Source organism: Rhodococcus sp. Z13 (genome assembly GCF_025837095.1).
GTDB classification, from domain to species: domain Bacteria; phylum Actinomycetota; class Actinomycetes; order Mycobacteriales; family Mycobacteriaceae; genus Rhodococcus; species Rhodococcus sacchari.
Genome location: NZ_CP107551.1, coordinates 1369019 through 1388041, shown reverse-complemented (window position 1 = coordinate 1388041; position 19023 = coordinate 1369019). Strand labels below are relative to the sequence as shown.

17 protein-coding genes and 1 riboswitch are annotated in these 19023 nt (G+C 68.8%); of the genes, 8 read left to right on the top strand and 9 right to left on the bottom strand.

Going from position 1 to position 19023, the window contains the following annotated elements; all coding sequences use genetic code 11:
* Window positions 1-50: 50 nt before the first annotated feature.
* Window positions 51-142, bottom strand: a riboswitch (TPP riboswitch).
* 241 nt (window positions 143-383) lie between these two features.
* Window positions 384-1865 carry a stealth family protein gene (locus tag OED52_RS06400; protein ID WP_264153832.1) on the top strand — a complete coding sequence of 494 codons (1482 nt, stop codon included), beginning with the start codon at window positions 384-386 and terminating at the stop codon, window positions 1863-1865.
* A 42-nt stretch (window positions 1866-1907) separates the two neighbouring features.
* Here OED52_RS06400 and OED52_RS06395 read toward each other — a convergent pair whose 3' ends face one another.
* The 3 genes from OED52_RS06395 to OED52_RS06385 are packed head-to-tail and all read right to left on the bottom strand — an operon-like array spanning window position 1908 to window position 3888.
* Complete coding sequence (locus OED52_RS06395) at window positions 1908-2828, bottom strand: phosphodiesterase (RefSeq protein ID WP_264153831.1); 921 nt, start codon at window positions 2826-2828, stop codon at window positions 1908-1910.
* Between the two features lie 4 nt (window positions 2829-2832).
* On the bottom strand, window positions 2833-2979 hold the full coding sequence (locus tag OED52_RS06390; RefSeq protein WP_264153830.1) for a hypothetical protein: 147 nt from the start codon (window positions 2977-2979) through the stop codon (window positions 2833-2835).
* A gap of 24 nt (window positions 2980-3003) precedes the next feature.
* Entirely contained in the window at window positions 3004-3888 is an 885-nt protein-coding gene (locus tag OED52_RS06385) for an alpha/beta fold hydrolase (RefSeq protein ID WP_264153829.1), read from the bottom strand.
* Between the two features lie 96 nt (window positions 3889-3984).
* On the opposite strand from OED52_RS06385, the gene OED52_RS06380 reads away from it, so the two are divergent.
* The 4 genes from OED52_RS06380 (at window position 3985) to OED52_RS06365 (ending at window position 7108) form a co-directional block, all read left to right on the top strand.
* A complete protein-coding gene (locus OED52_RS06380; protein ID WP_264153828.1) occupies window positions 3985-4995 on the top strand; it encodes an esterase/lipase family protein in 1011 nt (336 codons plus the stop codon).
* A 91-nt stretch (window positions 4996-5086) separates the two neighbouring features.
* Entirely contained in the window at window positions 5087-5614 is a 528-nt protein-coding gene (locus OED52_RS06375; protein ID WP_318841912.1) for a hypothetical protein, read from the top strand.
* A 92-nt stretch (window positions 5615-5706) separates the two neighbouring features.
* Window positions 5707-6018 carry an antibiotic biosynthesis monooxygenase family protein gene (locus OED52_RS06370; protein ID WP_264153826.1) on the top strand — a complete coding sequence of 104 codons (312 nt, stop codon included), beginning with the start codon at window positions 5707-5709 and terminating at the stop codon, window positions 6016-6018.
* A gap of 187 nt (window positions 6019-6205) precedes the next feature.
* Window positions 6206-7108, top strand: coding sequence for a type IV toxin-antitoxin system AbiEi family antitoxin domain-containing protein (locus OED52_RS06365; protein WP_264153825.1), 903 nt, complete (start codon window positions 6206-6208; stop codon window positions 7106-7108).
* A gap of 53 nt (window positions 7109-7161) precedes the next feature.
* On the opposite strand, the gene OED52_RS06360 is transcribed toward OED52_RS06365, so the two are convergent.
* From OED52_RS06360 to OED52_RS06345, 4 genes are all read right to left on the bottom strand, one after another.
* The gene (locus OED52_RS06360) at window positions 7162-8643 is read right to left on the bottom strand and encodes a high affinity choline transporter 1 (RefSeq protein ID WP_264153824.1); all 1482 of its coding nucleotides are present in this window, start codon (window positions 8641-8643) and stop codon (window positions 7162-7164) included.
* Between the two features lie 221 nt (window positions 8644-8864).
* Window positions 8865-10835, bottom strand: a complete 1971-nt coding sequence (locus tag OED52_RS06355; RefSeq protein ID WP_264153823.1) for a 5-oxoprolinase/urea amidolyase family protein — start codon at window positions 10833-10835, stop codon at window positions 8865-8867.
* 7 nt (window positions 10836-10842) lie between these two features.
* A complete protein-coding gene (locus tag OED52_RS06350; RefSeq protein WP_264153822.1) occupies window positions 10843-11493 on the bottom strand; it encodes an urea amidolyase associated protein UAAP2 in 651 nt (216 codons plus the stop codon).
* Window positions 11490-12338, bottom strand: coding sequence for an urea amidolyase associated protein UAAP1 (locus OED52_RS06345; RefSeq protein ID WP_264153821.1), 849 nt, complete (start codon window positions 12336-12338; stop codon window positions 11490-11492). Before OED52_RS06345 ends, OED52_RS06350 begins: the two co-directional genes overlap by 4 nt.
* A 176-nt stretch (window positions 12339-12514) precedes the next feature.
* Here OED52_RS06345 and OED52_RS06340 point away from each other — a divergent pair, with 176 nt between their 5' ends.
* A complete protein-coding gene (locus OED52_RS06340) occupies window positions 12515-13210 on the top strand; it encodes a TetR/AcrR family transcriptional regulator (RefSeq protein WP_264153820.1) in 696 nt (231 codons plus the stop codon).
* On the opposite strand, the gene OED52_RS06335 is transcribed toward OED52_RS06340, so the two are convergent.
* Window positions 13177-14730, bottom strand: coding sequence for a flavin-containing monooxygenase (locus OED52_RS06335; protein WP_264153819.1), 1554 nt, complete (start codon window positions 14728-14730; stop codon window positions 13177-13179). The genes OED52_RS06340 and OED52_RS06335 overlap by 34 nt on opposite strands.
* Before the next feature lie 50 nt (window positions 14731-14780).
* On the bottom strand, window positions 14781-16529 hold the full coding sequence (gene ctaD, locus OED52_RS06330; protein WP_264153818.1) for an aa3-type cytochrome oxidase subunit I: 1749 nt from the start codon (window positions 16527-16529) through the stop codon (window positions 14781-14783).
* A 261-nt stretch (window positions 16530-16790) separates the two neighbouring features.
* On the opposite strand from ctaD, the gene OED52_RS06325 reads away from it, so the two are divergent.
* Window positions 16791-18119, top strand: coding sequence for a flavin-containing monooxygenase (locus tag OED52_RS06325; RefSeq protein ID WP_264153817.1), 1329 nt, complete (start codon window positions 16791-16793; stop codon window positions 18117-18119).
* Window positions 18116-19021 carry an alpha/beta hydrolase gene (locus OED52_RS06320; RefSeq protein ID WP_264153816.1) on the top strand — a complete coding sequence of 302 codons (906 nt, stop codon included), beginning with the start codon at window positions 18116-18118 and terminating at the stop codon, window positions 19019-19021. The genes OED52_RS06325 and OED52_RS06320 overlap by 4 nt, the downstream gene beginning before the upstream one ends.
* The last annotated feature ends 2 nt before the right edge of the window (window positions 19022-19023 follow it).

Sequence of the window (19023 nt, the reverse complement as noted above, 5' to 3'; positions counted from 1 at the left end):
TGCCTTCCCTTCTGTCGGGAAGGGTGCGTGACAGCGACGGACCTCTGGCCCGTTCGCCGGCTCGGCATCCCTTCGCTCGCATGATCGAGATCAGGTTCGACGGGTGTTCTCTCAGCCGTTTCCGGCACCCCGTGTCGAGTCCTGGGCACAGGCTACACCGCGGGGCCGCGGGCATCCGCTACCGGTTCACGGGATCGTCACATCCTCACGGCGAGCACTTAGCTCAGATCCACGTTAAAATATGCCATTCCCGTCCCGACGCACGAAAGGAGATTCCGACGCACCCGCCGGCCCCACACAATGCTTCCTACGTCTCCCTTCCGCAGCCCGTCGGAGACACCCCGCCGCGCGTCCACGGCACCCCCACGTGCCGTCCGGAGTCGGTGTGGTTCGAGGACCGCTACGCCATCCCGATCACCACCACGACCCCGCACCAGGCACAGATCGAGGACCTGCTCTTCCTGCGCCGGGTACTCGACGACGCCGGGATCGACTACCTGCTGGTGCGCGACGAGACCACCCGGCCGATCCTCGCAATCGACTGGGCCGACCGGAAGCGGCTGCTCACCGCCCTCGTGGACGGGTGCGGATCCGAGCCGTTCTACGCGAAGACGGTCGGGTCGAAGCACCGCCCGCTGCTGATCGCGGACGGTCGCCTGTCGCACCGCAGCAAGGCGCGGGTCCTGCGGCTGTTCCGCCCGCGGGTGGAACTGACCAGCGGTCTGCGCTACGGCGCGTCGAACGGTGTGCAGATCGAACTGTGGTCGTACACCGACGACGAGGTGATCATGCCGCGTCCGAACGCCCTGAGCCGGGAGACCGCCCTGCGCGACGAGATGCGCCGCACGACGGTCGAACGGTACGGGCAGCTGTGGCCGACCATCGAAGGAATGTTCGACCTGCATCCCTGGGACGTCCCCTTCGAGATCGATATGGTCTTCTCGTGGGTCGACGGATCGTCGAAGTCGTTCCAGGCCGAGCGTGCCCGGCTGATGCAGAACTACGTCGTCGGCGAGGGTGACGATTCACCGGCGCGATACCGGCAGATCGACGAGCTCAAGTACGCGCTGCGCGCGGTGCACATGTACGCGCCGTGGGTGCGTCGCATCTTCGTCGCGACCGATTCCCCCAGGCCGGCCTGGCTGGCCGACGACCCGCGGGTGACGTTCGTGCGCAGCGAGGAGTTCTTCGCCGATCCGACGGTGCTGCCCACCTACAACTCGATGGCGGTGGAGTCGCAGCTGCACCACATCCCGGGACTGTCCGAGTACTTCCTGTACTCGAACGACGACATGTTCCTCGGCCGTCCCGTGAGCCCGAGCCTGTTCTTCACCGGCGGCGGAGTCAGCAAGTTCGTCGAATGCGACGTGCGGATCGGTCTGGGCCGGAACCACGCCGCGCGCAGCGGGTTCGAGAATTCGGCGCGCGTGAACCGCCGGTTGCTGAAGGAACGCTTCGGGGTGACGATCACCCGGCACCTCGAACACTCGCCGGTGCCCCTGCGGCGGTCGATCATGGCGGAGATGGAACGCGAGTTCCCTAAGGAGTTCGCGGCGACGGCGGCCAGCCAGTTCCGCGGCGCCGAGAACATCTCGGTGACGAACTCCTTCTACCACTACTACGCGCTGATGACCGGTCGGGCGGTGCAGCAGACCACGGCGAAGGTGCAGTACGTCGACACCACCTCGTACGCCGGGCTGCGCGAACTCGACACGATCCTCGCGAAGCGCAAGCTCGACATGTTCTGCCTCAACGACGGCAGCACGCCCGAGGTGGACCTGGAGCTGCGGACGGCGAAGGTCACGCAGTTCCTCGAGCGGTACTACCCGATCCCTGCGCCCTGGGAGACCGACTACCCGGGCTGATACGCGAACCCGGCGGGACCGTTGCGGTCCTGCCGGGTCCGGCTAGATACGCACCGTCAGGTCGGGGTTCTCCGGGATGCGGATTCCGGCCTCGGCGAGGAGACGCTCTGCATCCTCCGCGGAGTGCGGCTGCCCGACGGTGGCGTAGCTGCCCGCCGGGACCACCGAGTGCACGATCGTGTCGGGATAGACGTGCACGAGGTTGAAGCCTTGCGCCCCGTCGTGCCCGCGCTGCGAGCCGACCGGCACGTTGAGGTCCTGGGTGTAGCAGGTCGACGACGCCACCGACACCGGGATGCCCGCGAAGGTCGCCGAGGTGGAGTAGTGCAGGTGCCCGCCGAGGATGGCCCGCACGTCGGTGCCGCGCAGCACCTCGGCGAGGCCCGCCTGGTCGCGGAGCTCGACGAGAACCGCCATGTCGAACACGCTCGGCACCGGCGGATGGTGAAGGGCCAGAACGGTTCCGAACCGGGCGGTGGTGTCGAGTTCGTCGGCGAGCCAGGACAGCTGCTCGGCGGTCACCTCGCCGTGGTGGTGTCCCGGAACCGAGGTGTCGAGCACGACGACGCGCAGGCCGTTGATGTCGTGCACCCGGTCGATCGGCGCGCCCGTCGGTTCCTGGTCGAGCAGCTGGGTGCGGAAGGTCGCGCGGTCGTCGTGGTTGCCCATCGCCCACACGATCTCCGCGTCGAGCGCCTCGGCGAGCGGCTCGACGAGGTCTCGGAGCTTGCGGTAGGCGTCGGACTGACCGCGGTCGGCCAGGTCGCCGGTGAAGACGAGTGCGTCCGGCTTGACCTGCGACGCCCGGATGTCGTCGAGGATCTGTCCGAGCCGGGTGTCGGCGTCCACCGCGCCGTAGAGGCGTTCTTCTCCACCCACGAGATGGGTGTCGGTGAGGTGGAGGAGGGTGTGCGAGGGTCTGGGGTATTCCGCAATGCGCTCTGTACCCGAAGAGCTGCCCATGGTCTCACTTCCATTCGCCCGTTTCGGGCAGGTCGATCGCCATCAACGGTACCGAGGCCGGTTCCACGTCTCCAACGTTGCCGGACCTCTGCGGCGAGGAGAATCGCGGGCCCGCGGCGGGAAACGTCGTGGTGACCAGCACATACTCCACACACTTCAGTATATGTGATCTAGATCACTTCTCTGCGGATCGACCCTCGCCGAGGGCCTCGCGCAAAGCCGCCTCCACTTCGTCCCGCGGGTGCATCGGCAGGCTGTGATGGGTGCCCGACGACAGCACGACGACCCGGCAGACGGGCGACACCTCCCGGACGGTGCGGGCCACGGTCGCGGCGTCGTGGACCCGGCTGTGCGGAGCGAGGACGACGGTCGTGTCCGCAGTCAGGCGACGCAGCGCAGTCACGGAGGGTCGCTTCGGCACGACCGTCTTCCCCGTCGGAAAGCGTGCGCCGTGGGCCGCGAGGTCGAGCCAGTCCGCGTCGAGCGGAGCCCCGGCCGTCTCCCATGCCAGGAAGGCACGCTGCCGCGCCTCGGTCGGGCGGACGAGAGTCGGCAACGCCCGCAACAGGTAGCCGGGTTTCATGCCGGCGAAGCACGAGTTCGGGTCGAGCAGCACCGACCGGTCCACCCGGTCCGGTTCCCGCAGTACGAAGGCGAGGGCGATCATGGCGCCGTACGAGTGACCCACGAGCGACGGTCGCGCGAGGCCGAGGCCGTCTAGGACCGAACGGAGCCAGTCGAGCAGGTCGTCGACCGTGCGAACCGGATCACCCGAGGGGACGCTGCGCCCGACGTCGCCGATGAGGTCCACGGCGAACACCCGATGGGACGCACTCAGCGCGACCGCGTGGGCGAACCAGACCGTGGAGGTCGCGCCGCCACCGGGAAGGAGCACGACGGGTGGCGCCCCGTCCGGTCCGCAGGCGGTGACGCGGGTGGTACCGAACCGCGAGGGGACGTCGTCGACGGTGGTGCCGTCGGGCCATTTCGCCAGGACGGCGTCGTAGCTGCGACGGAAAGCGCGGCCGGTGGCGGAGTCGAAGAACGGAGTGCGCGGCATCGGGGTCCTCCCGTGTCGGAGCGACAGGTGGGACCGATCCTGCCTCGAGCGGAGAATTCTTGTTAACTTTCGACTCCATCAACGCAGGCGAAGGGGATGGGGATGCGTCTACGCACGATTACCGCCACGGTGCTCGCCGCGGCGTTTGCGGTGTTCGGGGCCGGAACGGCGACAGCCGAGGAGAATCGTCCACCGCTCCCGGTGGGAAAGACGTTCCTGGACGGGCTGGCCCACGAACTCGGCAACCCGAACGGCAACGCGCTCGGCACGAACGACTGGGACTGCACGCCGTCGGAGGAACACCCCGATCCGGTGGTACTCGTCCACGGCACGGTGCTCAACAGGCAGGACAACTGGTCGTATCTCGGTCCGCTCCTCGCCAACGAGGGGTACTGCGTCTTCGCGCTCACCTACGGCAACCATGCCGATCTGCCCTGGCCGCTGAACGCCGTCGGCGGGCTGCTGCCGATGGAGGAGAGCGCGCAGCAGCTGTCGGACTTCGTCGACGAGGTCCTCGCCGCGACGGGAGCCGAGAAGGTCGACCTCGTCGGTCACTCGCAGGGCACGCTCATGCCGGTCTGGTACGTCAGGTTCCTCGGCGGCAACGAGAAGGTCGACGACTACATCTCGTTGGGTCCGGTCTACGAGGGCAGCCACGCGTTCCTCATCGCGGCGTCGTTCGAGGCGTTCGGGCACCTCGGCGTGCGGCAGGACATGGAGAATCTCGTCCATGCCCTCGGTTGCGGTGCGTGTCCACAGGTGCTCGCCGGGTCGGACTGGATCCGCACCATCCAGGAAGCGGGCGTGTACGCCGACGAGGTGACGTACACGAACATCATGACGCGGTACGAGGAGATCGTCCTGCCGTACACCAGCGGCTACCGCGAGGCCCCCAACGCACGGAACATCGTGCTCCAGGACCACTGTGCGAACGACTTCGTCGAACACGCCGGCATCGTCAACGACCCGAACGCGGCGTGGTTCGTCCTCGACGCCCTCGATCCGGGCGGGGCCGGACCGCTCGAGTGCGTGTTCGTCCCGCCGATCACCGGCTGGAGCCCGGAGCCCGTGGTCACTCCTGTCACCGAAGAGACCTCCGGGGCCTGACATTCCGCCGTTCCCGCCGAACCCCGCTCTCCCGGCCGGTAGGTTGCAGACCGACAGAGCGTGTTCCGAGTGGTCGAGACGAGGAGGGTTCATGGCGAGGCGAGCAGTACGACGTGCAGGAGCGGCAGTGGCCACCGCAGGTGCGGTGGCCACTGCTGTGATCGGGATGGGTGGTGGGGTCGCGTCGGCGGCACCGACGTCGACGACGATGCACTGTTCGAGCCAGAACCCGCTGTTCTGGGCGCCGCCGTTCACGTGGACGGTCACCGCGTCGTCGGGCGAGTCCCGACCCCCGGGTGGCGAACTCGAACCCGCCATCCTGCTCAGCGGCGGCAACGAACTGCCCGCTCCCCCGGCCGGCCTGTTCCCGAGCCTCGGTCTCGACTGGTACGGCACGCAGGTGCTCGTCGACTGGCACAACCGCACCACCGGCGAGTCCGGCCGTAGTGTCAGCGACCAGGCGGCCTGGCAGCAGAAGCCGGGCATCCCGGTCAACCGCACCTGGACCGGGACGGGCACCGTGGACTTCACCGTCACCGTCCAGACCGGGGGCGGATGGTGGTTCGTCAACACCCAGAACGCGGTGTGCCAGGGCACGATCGACGTCGTGCGGCGCTGAGAGCAGCACGTTCCACAGGTTCTCGACAGGGTGTCGTTATAATTTCCCGTGGGCTCCCCCGGGCCCGTCACGACATCTCAGAAAGGGCCACCGTGTACGTCATCACCAACCGCATCGACGTTCCTGCCGACACCGCCGAAGCATTCGAGAAGGTCTTCGTCGAGAGCATGCGTTCGACGCTCGACGGCGTGCCGGGCCTCAACCGCACGACCCTGCTCCGTCCCGCAGCCGACGGCCTGCCCTACGTGTCCACCATGGAGTTCGACTCCAAGGAGGACTTCCTGGCGTGGCTGCGTTCGGACTCGTTCAAGAAGTCGCACTCCGACGACCAGGCCCCGGGCATGCAGGCTCCGTCCGCGGTCGAGCAGCACACCCTCATCGAGGACATCGTCTTCGAGAAGTAGTCACTGCTCGGCAGACTCCCGCCCGCCGTACCGTATTTCGCCCCACCTGTAGCACAGGCGAAGTACGGTACGTCGGGCGAACTGCTGTAGCGCACGGGTTCTCCACAGCATAGGCATTCATCCACAGAATGCATCCGCGACCGCTCTGCGGCGCTCCGGCATCCGCACGGGCTGCGACGATCGCCTCATGGGCGATCCACCGATACTCACCACCGCGACCCTGACGGCATCCGGCCTGTCCGACAACGACATCCGCAGGGCAGCCAGGACCGGAGATCTCGTCCGCGTCGGACGCGGCATGTACCTGCATCGATTGGACGTCGACGCGCTCGGCGAGGTCGGGGTGCACCGTGTCCGGGCACGGCACTTCGGCCGGCAGCTCTCCGCGGGAACGGTTCTGAGCCATGTCTCCGCGGCGGCCCTGCACGGTCTCGACCTGTGGACGGTGCCGCTCGAACACGTCCACGTCTCCCGGCCACCGCACCGCCACGGACGGATGACCTCGCAGATCCATGTGCACCCGACCGAACTCGGTGACGACGTCGTTCTCGTCGACGGTCTGCCGGTGACGTCGGCGGCACGGACGGTCGTCGATCTGGCCCGCACGCTGCCGAGGGATCAGGCCGTCGTCGTGGGTGACTCGGCCCTGCGGCTGTATCCGGACGTCGCGTCGGACCTGCCCCGGGTGCTCGCCGATTCCGGGCAGAGGCACGGCCTCGCGAAGGCCCGTGCCGTCGTGCCGTTCCTGGACGGGCGGAGCGAGAGCGTCGGGGAGTCGTTGTCGCGCATCCGGATCGCGGAGGCGGGACTGCCGCGTCCGATCCTGCAGCACGAGATCGTCACGGCCGACGGCCGCCGCTACCGCGTCGACTTCTACTGGGAGAACGGTGTCGTCGGGGAGTTCGACGGGCGGATGAAGTACACCGACTCGCGAGCGTTGTTCGACGAGAAGCTGCGGCAGGACGCGATCCGCGACGCGGGTTTCGAGGTGGTGCGGTGGACGTGGGCGGAACTCGAACGGTTCGACGTCGTCGCGGAACGGTTGCGGAAGGCGGCACGACGCGCCGCGGCCGCGAGCCTGACGCGCTGAAACGAGGTTCGCCCCCACTGCAGCAGGGGCGAACCTCGTTTCGGCGGGCAAACTTACACCGCTACCGGCTGTCGGGCGGCCGGGACGACGACCGGCTCGGGGGTGGTGGCGACAGGAGCGGGACGGCGCACCAGCGCGACCGTCACGTACACGGCCAGGGAGACCAGGACGCCGAGGAAGGTGGTCCAGCCGTCGACCTCGGAGGTCACCAGGGAGTTGGGGATGTAGAGCAGGGTGTTGTCGACGCCGTAGATCGTCGGGGTCAGGACGAAGAAGCCGACGCGGACGGTGATGCCGGCGATCGCGGCGGCCACCACGGCGCGACCGTCACCGCGCGACCAGAACAGGCCGAGGATGAACGGCACGACCAGCGAGGCGAGCAGCAGGTCGAAGGTGAGGGTGAGCAGGATGCCGGTCTGCGGGACACGCAGGGCGACGAGCGCACCGAAGGCCGCCATCGGGAGCATGCACAGGCGGGTGGCCTTCATGACGTCCGAGGACATCGCGGCGTTCTCACCGCCGACACGGAAAACGTTGCGCACCAGGACTGTCGCGGTGGACAGCAGCACACCGCTGATGGTGGTCAGCGAGGCCGTCACCAGGCCGGAGAGCACCAGGATCGACAGCACCTTCGGGGTGTACTCGCCGAGCAGGACGTACAGGATCGGGGCGCCCGCCGTGTCGCCGACGATCGACACCGCGGCGAGGGCGACGAAGGACAGCGGCACGCACAGGACGATGATGCCGGTGGCCGCACCGAAGCAGGCCCGCTGGGCGGCGGCCGGGGACTTGGCGGAGAACACGCGCTGCATCAGGTCGATGGCGACGAGGTTGCCGAGACCGAGGGCGGTGATGGTGGCCCAGTTGATCGCAGCGCCCTGCGCCGGGTCGGTGAGCTGACCGAGATCGCCGATGCCGAGCCCCTCGCCGTGGGTGAAGCCGGGAACGAAGGCGACCCAGGCGAGCAACGAGACGATACCGACGGCCATGACCGCGAATTGCACGAGACCGGTGTAGACGCTGGCGAACATGCCGCCCGCCATCGTGTAGGCGAGCACGAGCGGGATGATGACCAGGACCGCCGCCGTGTAGTTCAGGCCGAGGAAGTACTGCAGCAGGTAACCCAGGGCGACGAGGTTGCCGGCGAGCAGGATGCCGAAGCTGCCGACGGTGAGCGCCGAGGACATGATCTCGGTGCCGCGGCCGAAGCGCCGGGCGAAGAACTCCGGCAGGGTGACCACCCCGGTGGCGCGCAGGCGCTTGGCGAAGAACAGGCCGACGAGCAGGATGCTCACCGCCATGCCGAGCGGCATCGCCGCGCCGGCCCAGAAACCGAATCCGGCTGCGAGATCGGCTGATCCGAGCGTCGCGTTGGAGTCGACGACCTGGGACATGAGCAGGACGGCCAGGACGGGGGCTCCGAGGGAGCGTCCCGCGAGGAGGAAGTTCCCGGCCTCCCCGCGGACCTTGCGGGTGGAGTAGAAGCCGGCCCCGAGGAGTACGACGAGGCACAGGGCGACACCGGTGATGATCATGGCAGCTCCGTGTGGAGAGGGTCAGACGGCAGGAGCGCTGCGTTGGGCTTCGCGTCCGAACGAGTAGAGGACTTGCGGGGACCGGGCCGGGAGGAAGCCCGGCTCCGGTCGGGGCGACGAGCACCGTTCCTCAGGAACCTTACGCACCGGATGTGACGTCGCCGTTAAGATCTCTTCGGTCAGATGTACGGCAGATCAACGATTTTCGCGGATCGAATCCGTCAGGACCCGTTCGCCTTCCAGCGCGCCCGCTCCTGTGCGAACGCGACGGACTGGGTCGTCTGGAAGTCGGTGATCGATGCGGCGTTGTCTGCCAGGAACTTCCTGTGTTCGGCGAGCGAGAAGGTGCCGTCGGTGATCTCCACTCCGCCCCCGCGACCGGCCGCGAGATCGGCGCGCAGGTCGAGCAGTTCGTCGGGGTCGACGGGGTACCAGGAGATGCGGTCGAAGAAGCGCAGCAGCCAGGGGGTTCCGTCCTCGAACGGGCCGGCGGACTGCGGGTGCCGGTGGTTCCACACCTGGGTGGTGCGGCCGACGAACTGGTAGCCGCCGGGGCCTTCCATGCCGTAGATGCACAGGTAGGCGCCGCCGATGCCCACGGCGTTCTCGGGGGTCCAGGTGCGGGCGGGGTTGTACTTGGTGGTGACGAGGCGGTGCCGGGGGTCGAGCGGGGTCGCGACCGGGGCGCCGAGATAGACGTCGCCGAGCCCGAGGACCATGTAGTCGGCGGCGAAGACCGTGTCGAAGACGTCGGCGACGGTGTCGAGACCGTTCATGCGGCGGATGAACTCGATGTTCCACGGGCACCACGGGGCGTCGGCGCGCACACCGTGCATGTAGCGCTGGATGGCCTCGCGGGTGGCGGGATCGTCCCAGGACAGCGGCAGGCGCACCCGCCGGCTGGGGACCTCGAGTTCGCTGCTGTCGCCGATGGTGTCCTCCACCTCGGCGAGCAGGCCGAGCAGGGTCGGCACGGGCAGTACGTCGGGGTCGACCTTGACCTGCAGCGACCGGATGCCCGGGGTGAGTTCGAGCAGACCCGCGGGACGCTGCGCTTCGAGCCGCTGGTGCAGGGCGTGCACCCGCGCCCGCAGTTCCAGGTCGAGGGTCATGTCGCCGTACTCGACGAGGACGTTGTCGTCGCCGCTGCGGCGGTAGGTGACGGCGGTGTGCCCGTCGCGACGGGCGAGGACACCGTCGTCGCCGTCGCCGCCGGACGAGGTGACCAGCGACAGGCCGGCGCGACGCGCGACACCGAGTGCGCGGCGGGACGCGGCGTGCTGCGACTTGACGGGCACGAACCGGACAGTGTTGCCGGGGGCGAGTTGACCGAGCTTCCAGCGGTCGGCGGAGACCACGGTCACCGGGCACACGAAGCCGCCGAGGCTCGGGCCGTCGGGGCCGAGGAGGATCGGGGTGTCGCCGGTGAAGTCGAGGGCGCCGATGGAGTAGGCGTTGTCGTGGATGTTCGACGGGTGCAGGCCGGCTTCCCCGCCGTCGGTGCGCGCCCATTCCGGCTTCGGGCCGATGAGCCGCACGCCGGTGCGGTCGGAGTTGAAGTGCACCTCGTAGTCGGTGGCGTAGAGGGTGTCGATGTCTGCGCGGGTGAAGAATTCCGGTGCGCCGTGCGGTCCTTCGGTGACCGCGATCTCCCAGTGGGTGCTCAGAGCGGGCACGTGCTCGGACGGGACCGGCGCGCTCGCACCGGTGACGTTCTCGCCGACGACGAGGATGTCGCCCTCGCGGAGGGTGCGGCCCTCGTGCCCACCGAAGGTTCCGAGCGTGAAGGTCGATGCGCTGCCGAGGAATTCGGGAACGTCGAGGCCACCGCGGACGAGGACGTAGACGCGCAGACCGGGGCCGGACACCACCCCGACGTCGAGCAGACCACCCGCCGGGACGGTGACGGGCCGCCACTGCGGGACGACGACGCCGTCGACCCGGACGGTGGCGGGCGCCCCGGTCACGCACACCTCGGTCTCCTCGGTGAAGCGCAGGGCCGGGCCGGCCATGGTGGTCTCGAGTCCGGGGGCGCCCTCGTCGTTGCCGAGGGCGATGTTGCCGAGGCGGAACGACAGGTCGTCCATGGGTCCCGACGGCGGGACACCGATCTGCCAGTAGCCGGTGCGACCCGGATAGTCCTGGACGGTGGTGAGCATCCCCGGACGCTCGACGGCGATCTTGGTGGTCATGGCTGTCTCACTCCTCGCGCGTGACGATCATGCGCACCGGCGTGGGATCGAAGCCGTTGCACGGGTTGTTGATCTGGGGGCAGTTCGATACGAGGACGAGCACGTCGCGCTCGGCCCGGATCGCGAGTCGCTTGCCGGGGGCGGACAGACCGTCGACGATGCCGAGGGTGCCGTCCGCCTCGACGGGCACGTTCATGAAGAAGTTGATGTTGGAGACGAGGTCGCGCTTCCCCAGGCCCCACTTGGCGCCCTCGATGAGGAAGTTCTCGACGCAGGCGTGCTGGTGCTTGGTGTGGTGGCCGTAGCGCAGGGTGTTGGACTCCTGCGAGCACGCCCCGCCGACGGTGTCGTGGTTGCCCACCTCGTCGGCGACGAGCGTCATGAGCGGTTCGCCGTCGGCGTCGCGCAGCACGGACCCGGTGCCGAGGAAGAGGTTCTGCTGGGCGGTGACGGTGGCGGCGGCGCTGTAACGGCGGGTGGGGTCGGCGGCGTCGTAGATCAGGGTGTCGACGGCCTGGTTGCCGTGCAGGTCGACGATGGTGAGTACGTCGCCGGCGGCGACGACCGCCGACCAGGGGGCGCGCAGCGGCACGGTCTCGTCGAGCACGACGCGGCCGGGAACGAGGGCGAGGTCTGCGGTTTCGGCGAGGAGGGTCACTGGCGGTTCTCCGTTTCGATCGTGGCGGCGGCCCAGGCGTCCTCGGTGTTGAGGACGGCGCGCTGGTATTCGGGGTCGTCGTTCGGCAGCGAGTTCAGCTCCTCCGGTGCCCGCCAGGCGAGCACCTCGAGCTTGGTGGTGCCGAACTCGGGGTTCGGGTCGAGCGGATGGGCGGTGTTGGCGATCAGCACGATCACCGGCAGGTGGAAGAGCAGGTCGACGTGGGCGCCGGCCCCGGCGTTGCCGGTGCCGACCAGGCTGCCGTCGTCCTCGACCTTCACTCCGTGGAAGAAGGACAGCGAGGGCGGCAGGTCGCGCGGCTGCAGGTCGTGCTTGGCGGCGGCGACGGTGAAGAGCTCGCGTCCAGCGGGGGACGCCGAATGAAGTTCTCCGGCACCGTACTTCGCGGTGTTCCCGGCGAGGTGGGTGGTGCCGCACAGGGCGTCGTGGCGACCGGAGGTGTCGGCGACGACGGTGGCGAGGACCCGGCCCTGGTCGGACAGCAGCGGGTGGCCGAGGCCGAGATAGGCCTGCCACGGCACCTTGACGGTGTCGGCGACGTTGAGGCGCTCGTGCGGGGCGTCGGCGCGGAAGATCAGCAGGTGGGCGCAGGCCGCGCCGTCGAGATCACGCAGGCGCAGGCGGGTGCCGCGGGCGAGCACCTTGCTCGCGTAGCGGCCGCCGGGCACGGTCTCGGCCCAGGTCATCGTGGCGGCGCGTCCGTTGGGTGGGGTGGACCAGGCGGAGGCGGGCACGATCGGCATCGCGTCCGTGACGGTGCCGGCCTGCGCTCGGGCGTGGGCACGGGCAGCGTGCGTGGTGGCGGTCGCGAGGGTCTCGGTCATGGCACTCCGATCGGGACGGTCGGGGAAACTGTCGAGCGACAGTTTTCCGATCGCGCGTCTTCGGCGAATGACCGGCGCGTAACGTCTCCGTGTCGTGTGTTTCGTCCGGGTGACATAACCCTCACGGCTCGAACGGGTTGGTGCGACTGAGGTTTTCGGTGTGCCACTGTGGAGGGGTGAGTCATGCAGGACCAGGACGACCCCGCCTCCACGCCCCGCGCCGGCCGGGGAACACCGCCCGCGCCGAGATCCTCGACGCGGCCGCGGAGCTGTTCACCACCCGCGGGTTCGCCACCACGTCGACGCGGCTGATCGCCGAGGCCGTGGGGATCCGCCAGGCGTCCCTCTACAACCATTTCGCGACGAAGAACGACATTCTCGTCGCCCTGCTCGAGGACACCGTCGCCCCGACCCTCGACTTCGCCGACGACCTCGACGGCACCCTCTCCCCCGAGGTGCGCCTGTGCGCGCTGGCGTGGTTCGACGCCGCTCAGCTGTGTGCGGGCCGCTGGAATCTCGGCGCCCTGTACCACCTGCCGGAGCTCCGCACGGAGCCGTTCGCGTCCTTCCGCAGCGACCGTGAGCGCCTCATGTTCCGTTACCGGGAGCTGGCGGCCCTGCTCGTCGGCGCCTCCGATCCGCGCGTCGACCTGCCGTTCCGGCTCGTCGAATCGGTGATCGCCACCCGCGCCGACACCGGCGAGGTGGATGCGAGCCTGCCGGAGACCGTGGCGACGGCGGCGCTGACCGTCCTCGGCGTCGGTGACCCGGCGTCGGTGACGGGCGCGGCGCGGGCGCTCGTCGTCGGTGTGCCCGGCGAGTTGATGCCGGACGCCGTTCAGGTGCCGGTGCGTTCCTCGGAGGTCGGCTGACCGGCCGGGACGCGCGCGGCCGGGACGACCCGTTCGAAGCGCAGCGCCGGGTGGTCGACGGGCTGCTCGATCAGCCGTGCGCGGTCGAGATAGTAGTTCTGCTCCATCGACCACGGCCCGTCGCTACCGGACTGCGGGAACATGTCCTTCGCCCGCAGGATGTAGTTGGACGTCAGATCCCAGAAGGGTTCCCCGCCGACGGCCGGGTCGTCGCAGACGGGGGTGACGACGGCGTAGCCCCGGCGGTCCATGTGGTCGAGCAGCCGGCACAGGTGGTGTCCGGCGAGGTCGACCTTGAGGGTCCACGACGAGTTGGTGTAGCCGAACGCGAACGCGTAGTTGGGGACGCCGGTGAGCATGGTGGCCTTGTAGGTGATGCACTCGTGCAGATCGACGGGGGTGCCGTCCACCTCGAGGTCGATCCGCCCGAAGGGCAGCATCTTCAGGCCGGTGGCGGTGACGACGATGTCGGCCTCGAGTTCGCGGCCCGATTCGAGGGCGATGCCCGTGGGGGTGAACCGCTCGATGCGGTCGGTCACCACCGACGCCGTCCCGGCGGCGATGACCTCGAACAGGTCGGCGTCGGGGGCGACGCACAGCCGCTGGTCCCACGGCTCGTAGGACGGGTTGAAGTGGACGTCGACCGGATAGTCGTCGGGTAGCACGCGCGTCATCCGGCGGCGCAGGAACGCCTTGAACAGGCCGGGTGCGCGCCGGCTCGTACGGTACAGCTCGTGCAGGAGACGCACGCTCAGCCGTCGCACGGCACGGTCGGCCCACTCCTCGGGGAGCGTGCTCCGCAGCAGGTGGACGACCTTGTTCTCGCGGGGCCACACGAGCACGTACGACGGGGAGCGCTGCAGCATCGTCACGTGTGCCGCGTCCTCGGCGAGGGCGGGGACGAGCGTCACGGCGGTCGCGCCGCTGCCGATGACGACGACCCGTTTGCCGCGGTGGTCGAGGTCGTCGGGCCAGAACTGCGGGTGCACGATCCGGCCGCGGAACTCGTCGCGGCCCTCGAAGGGCGGGGTGTAACCCTCGTCGTAGTCGTAGTAGCCGGTGGCGGAGAAGAGGAACCGGCAGGTCACCGTGTGCTCCCCGCCCTCTTGGTCCTGGCCGTCGTGCGTGTGGCGGAGCGTGACGGTCCAGCGTCCGGTGTCCGAGGAGAACCGTGCCCGCACCACCCGGTGGCCGAGATGCAGGTACGGCGCGAGGCCGTGCGCGGCGACGGTCTCGTGCAGGTATTCGAGGATCTCCTCCCCGCCGGCGTAGGAGTGCTTCTTCCGCCACGGGTTGAACTCGAAACCGAGCGTGTGCAGGTCGGAGTCGGACCGCACCCCCGGATAACGGAACAGATCCCACGTCCCGCCGATGGAGTCGCGGGCTTCGACGACCGCGAAGCTCGTGCCCGGCCGCTCGGTCTTCAGGTGGTAGGCCGTCCCGATACCGGAGATCCCGGCACCCACGATCAGGACGTCCACTTCGGCGGGCGGGCATCCGTCCCGTTCGGCGTCGTTCATCCGGCTTCCGCTCCCTCGGTGTCGTGGACGACTGCTGGTCCGGGATCCACTCACTCCCGTGGGATGTCCCCCGGTGTGCGGTCGGCGCCCTCGAGGACGTTCACCTCGTGCTTGTCGCTGCCCCAGCCGACGTGCGCCTCGGCACGGATGGTCTCGACCATGTGCGGGTAGTGCAGCTCGAAGGCGGGACGCTCCGACCGGATGCGCGGCAGCTCGTAGAAGTTGTGCCGCGGCGGCGGGCAGGTCGTCGCCCATTCCAGCGAGTTGCCGTAGCCCCACGGGTCGTCGACCGTGACGACCTGGCCGTACCGGTAGCTCTTGACCACGTTCCACAGGAACGGCAGCGTCGAGGCACCGAGGATGAACGCACCAACCGTGGAGATGGTGTTCAGCGTGGTGAACCCGTCGGACGGCAGGTAGTCGGCGTAGCGACGCGGCATGCCCTCGTCACCGAGCCAGTGCTGGACCAGGAAGGTGGTGTGGAAGCCGATGAAGGTCAGCCAGAAGTGCCACCGTCCGAGCTGCTCGTCCATCATGCGGCCGGTCATCTTCGGGAACCAGAAGTAGATACCGGCGTAGGTCGCGAACACGATGGTGCCGAAGAGCACGTAGTGGAAGTGGGCGACCACGAAGTACGAGTCGTGCAGGTGGAAGTCCAGCGGCGGGCTCGCCAGGATGACACCGGTCAGACCACCGAAGAGGAAGGTGATGATGAAGCCGACCGAGAAGAGCATCGGCGTCTCGAAGGTGATCTGCCCCTTCCACATGGTGCCGATCCAGTTGAAGAACTTCACGCCGGTCGGCACCGCGATGAGGAAGGTCATGAACGAGAAGTAGGGCAGCAGCACCGCGCCGGTGGCGTACATGTGGTGCGCCCACACCGCGATCGACAGGGCCGCGATGGCGATCGTCGCGTACACGAGACCGCTGTACCCGAAGATCGGCTTGCGGCTGAAGACCGGGAAGATCTCCGAGACGATGCCGAAGAACGGCAGCGCGATGACGTACACCTCGGGGTGACCGAAGAACCAGAACAGGTGCTGGTACAACAGGACACCGCCGGTGGCCGGGTCGTAGATGTTGCCGTTGAGCACCCGGTCGACGAAGGCACCCATGAACGCGGCCGCCAGCAGGGGGAAGACGAGGAGCACCAGGAGCATCGTGATGAAGATGTTCCAGGTGAAGATCGGCATCCGGAACATGGTCATGCCGGGGGCACGCATGCACACCACGGTGGTGATCATGTTGACGCCGCCGAGGATGGTGCCCAGACCCATCACGGCCAGGCCGAGGAACCAGAGGTTGCCTCCGATGCCCGGTGAGTGGACGTCGTCGGCGAGCGGCATGTAGGAGGTCCACCCGAAGTCGGCGGCACCGCCCGGCGTGACGAACCCGAACGCCACGGTGAGGGCACCGAACAGGAACAGCCAGTAGCTGAAGGCGTTCAGACGCGGGAAGGCGACGTCGGGGGCACCGATCTGCAACGGCAGGATGTAGTTCGCGAAGCCGAACACGACCGGGGTCGCGTACATCAGCAGCATGATGCCGCCGTGATTGGTGAACAGCTGGTTGTACTGCTCGTTCGACAGGAACTGCAGCCCCGGCACGGCGAGCTCGGCGCGCATCAGCAGCGCCAGCAGGCCACCGAACAGGAAGAACGAGAACGATGTCACGATGTACATCAGTCCCAGCGTCTTCGGATCGGTGGTGGTGACGAGGTCGTGGATCACCGATCCCTTGGACCTCACGCGCGGCGGATAGGGCCGCGTGGGCTTCACAGGAGCGACAACCGCGTTCATCGGGCCTCCTCGAGCCACCCCCGGGTGGCAGCGGGTGCGGTCGGATCCGGTGCGCCGGACGCATGCCGGACCCTGCCCGCGATGCATGCAGGTGACCTCAGACTAGGCCCTTCCGCTCGCGGGCGGGCCGGGTTTCGTGCCCTCGATCCGGGTGGATCCCGCAGCCGGGACGGGCCCATGTTCCCGGTGTCCGGGAAGGGCCTCGCACCGATCGGGCACACGCCCTATGTTGTGACCGTCGTCACGTCGAAGGGGTGGTGCATGTCGACACCGACCACTGCGGTGATCGGGGCCGGGATCAGCGGCCTGACCTCCGGGAAGATGCTCTGCGACTACGGGGTGCCCTACACCTGTTTCGAGAGTTCGGACCGGGTGGGCGGCAACTGGGCCTTCGGCAATCCCAACGGTCACAGCAGCGCCTACCGTTCGCTGCACATCGACACCTCGAAGCACCGGTTGTCGTTCAAGGACTATCCGATGCCGGAGTCCTATCCGGACTTCCCACATCACACGCAGATCAAGGAATATCTCGACGGGTACACCGACGCGTTCGGGCTGCGTGAGCACATCGAGTTCCGCAACGGTGTCCGCCACGCCCGCCGCCTGCCCGAGGGCGGCTGGGAACTCGACCTCGAGGACGGCAGCACCCGGCGGTTCGACTTCCTCGTCGTCGCCAACGGGCACCACTGGGATCCGCGTTTCCCCGACTTCCCCGGCACCTTCACCGGCGAGATCATCCACTCGCACCATTACGTCGATCCGCGCACGCCCCTCGACTTCGCGGGCAAACGGATCCTCGTGGTGGGCCTCGGCAACAGTGCCGCCGACATCGCGGTCGAACTGTCGTCGAAGGCACTGCAGACCGAGGTGACCCTGTCGACGCGGTCGAGTGCGTGGATCGTGCCGAAGTACATCGCGGGCCGGCCGGCCGACAAGTTCTACCGCACCCTCCCCTACATCCCGCTGTCCTGGCAGCGGAAGGTGGTGCAGCTCGGGCAGCCGCTGCTGTCGGGGCGGCCGGAACGGTACGGCCTGCCGACACCGAACCACCGGTTCTTCGAGGCCCACCCCACGCAGTCGGTGGAACTGCCCCTGCGTCTCGGTTCCGGCGACATCACCCCGAAACCCGACATCGCCCGGCTCGACGACCGCACGGTGCACTTCACGGACGGCACGTCCGCCGAATTCGACGTCATCGTCCACGCCACGGGCTACAACATCACCTTCCCGTTCTTCGACCCGGAGTTCATCAGCGCCCCCGACAACCGGATCGGGTTGTACAAGCGGATCTTCCTGCCCGGGATCCCGGACCTCGCCTTCGCGGGTTTCGCGCAGGCGACCCCGACGCTGTTCCCGTTCGTCGAATGCCAGGCCCGGCTCATCGCGGCCTACGTGATCGGCCGGTACGCCCTGCCGCCGGTGGAGGAGATGGAGCGCGTGATCGTCGACGACGAACGCAGGTACACGGGCCACATGCTCGACCGCCCGAGACACACGCAGCAGCTCGACTACTTCGCCTACGAGTTCGACATCCGCACCCGCGAACTGCCCGCCGGGCTGGCGCGGGCCACCGCGAGGGGGCGCGCATGACCCGGCGATCGGTCACCTTCCGGTCCGCGGGTGAGACCGTCCACGCCTGGCACTTCTCCCCCACCATCGACGTCCTCACCGTGGACGGACGCGCTCCCGTCGTCGTGATGGCGCACGGGCTGGGCGGCACGAAGGACTCCGGGCTGGCCCCGTTCGCCGAGCGGCTCGCCGCCGCCGGGATGCACGTGCTGGCGTTCGACTACCGCGGTTTCGGCGAGTCGGGCGGCAGGGTGCGGCAGCGGGTCGACATCGACGCCCAGCTCGACGACTACCGGGCGGCGCTCGCGACGGCGCGTGGTCTCGACGGCGCCGACGCCTCCCGCGTGGTCCTGTGGGGTGTGTCGCTGTCGGGCGGGCACGTCCTCACGGTCGCGGCGGGTGAACCGCACGTCGCGGCCGTGGTGTCGCTGACGCCGCTGGTCGACGGACCGGCCGCGGGTGCGCTCGCCGCGCGGCACCACCCGCCGTCGGTGCTGCTCCGGTCCACCGCCGCGGGCCTGCGGAGCCGCCTCGCGACCGCCCGGACGGGCGCGGCGCGGACCATCCCGATCGTCGGGCCGCCGGGATCGACGGCGGCGATGTCGCTCGACGGCTATCACGAGGACTATCTGTCCCTGGCCGGGCCGACCTGGCGGAACGAGATCGACGCGAGCGTCGTGCTGTCGCTCGGTGCGTACCGCCCGGCCCGGCACGCGGGCTCGGTCGCGTGTCCGGTGCTGGTCCAGATCGCCGACTTCGACCGCAGCGCTCCCCCGCACGCCGCCGCCCGGGCGGCCTTCCGGGCGCGCGCCGAGGTGCGGCACTATCCCTGCGACCATTTCGACGTGTGGCCCGGCAAGGACTGGTTCGAACCGGCTGCCGGCCACCAGATCGCGTTCCTCACCAGGCATCTCGCTCGTTGACA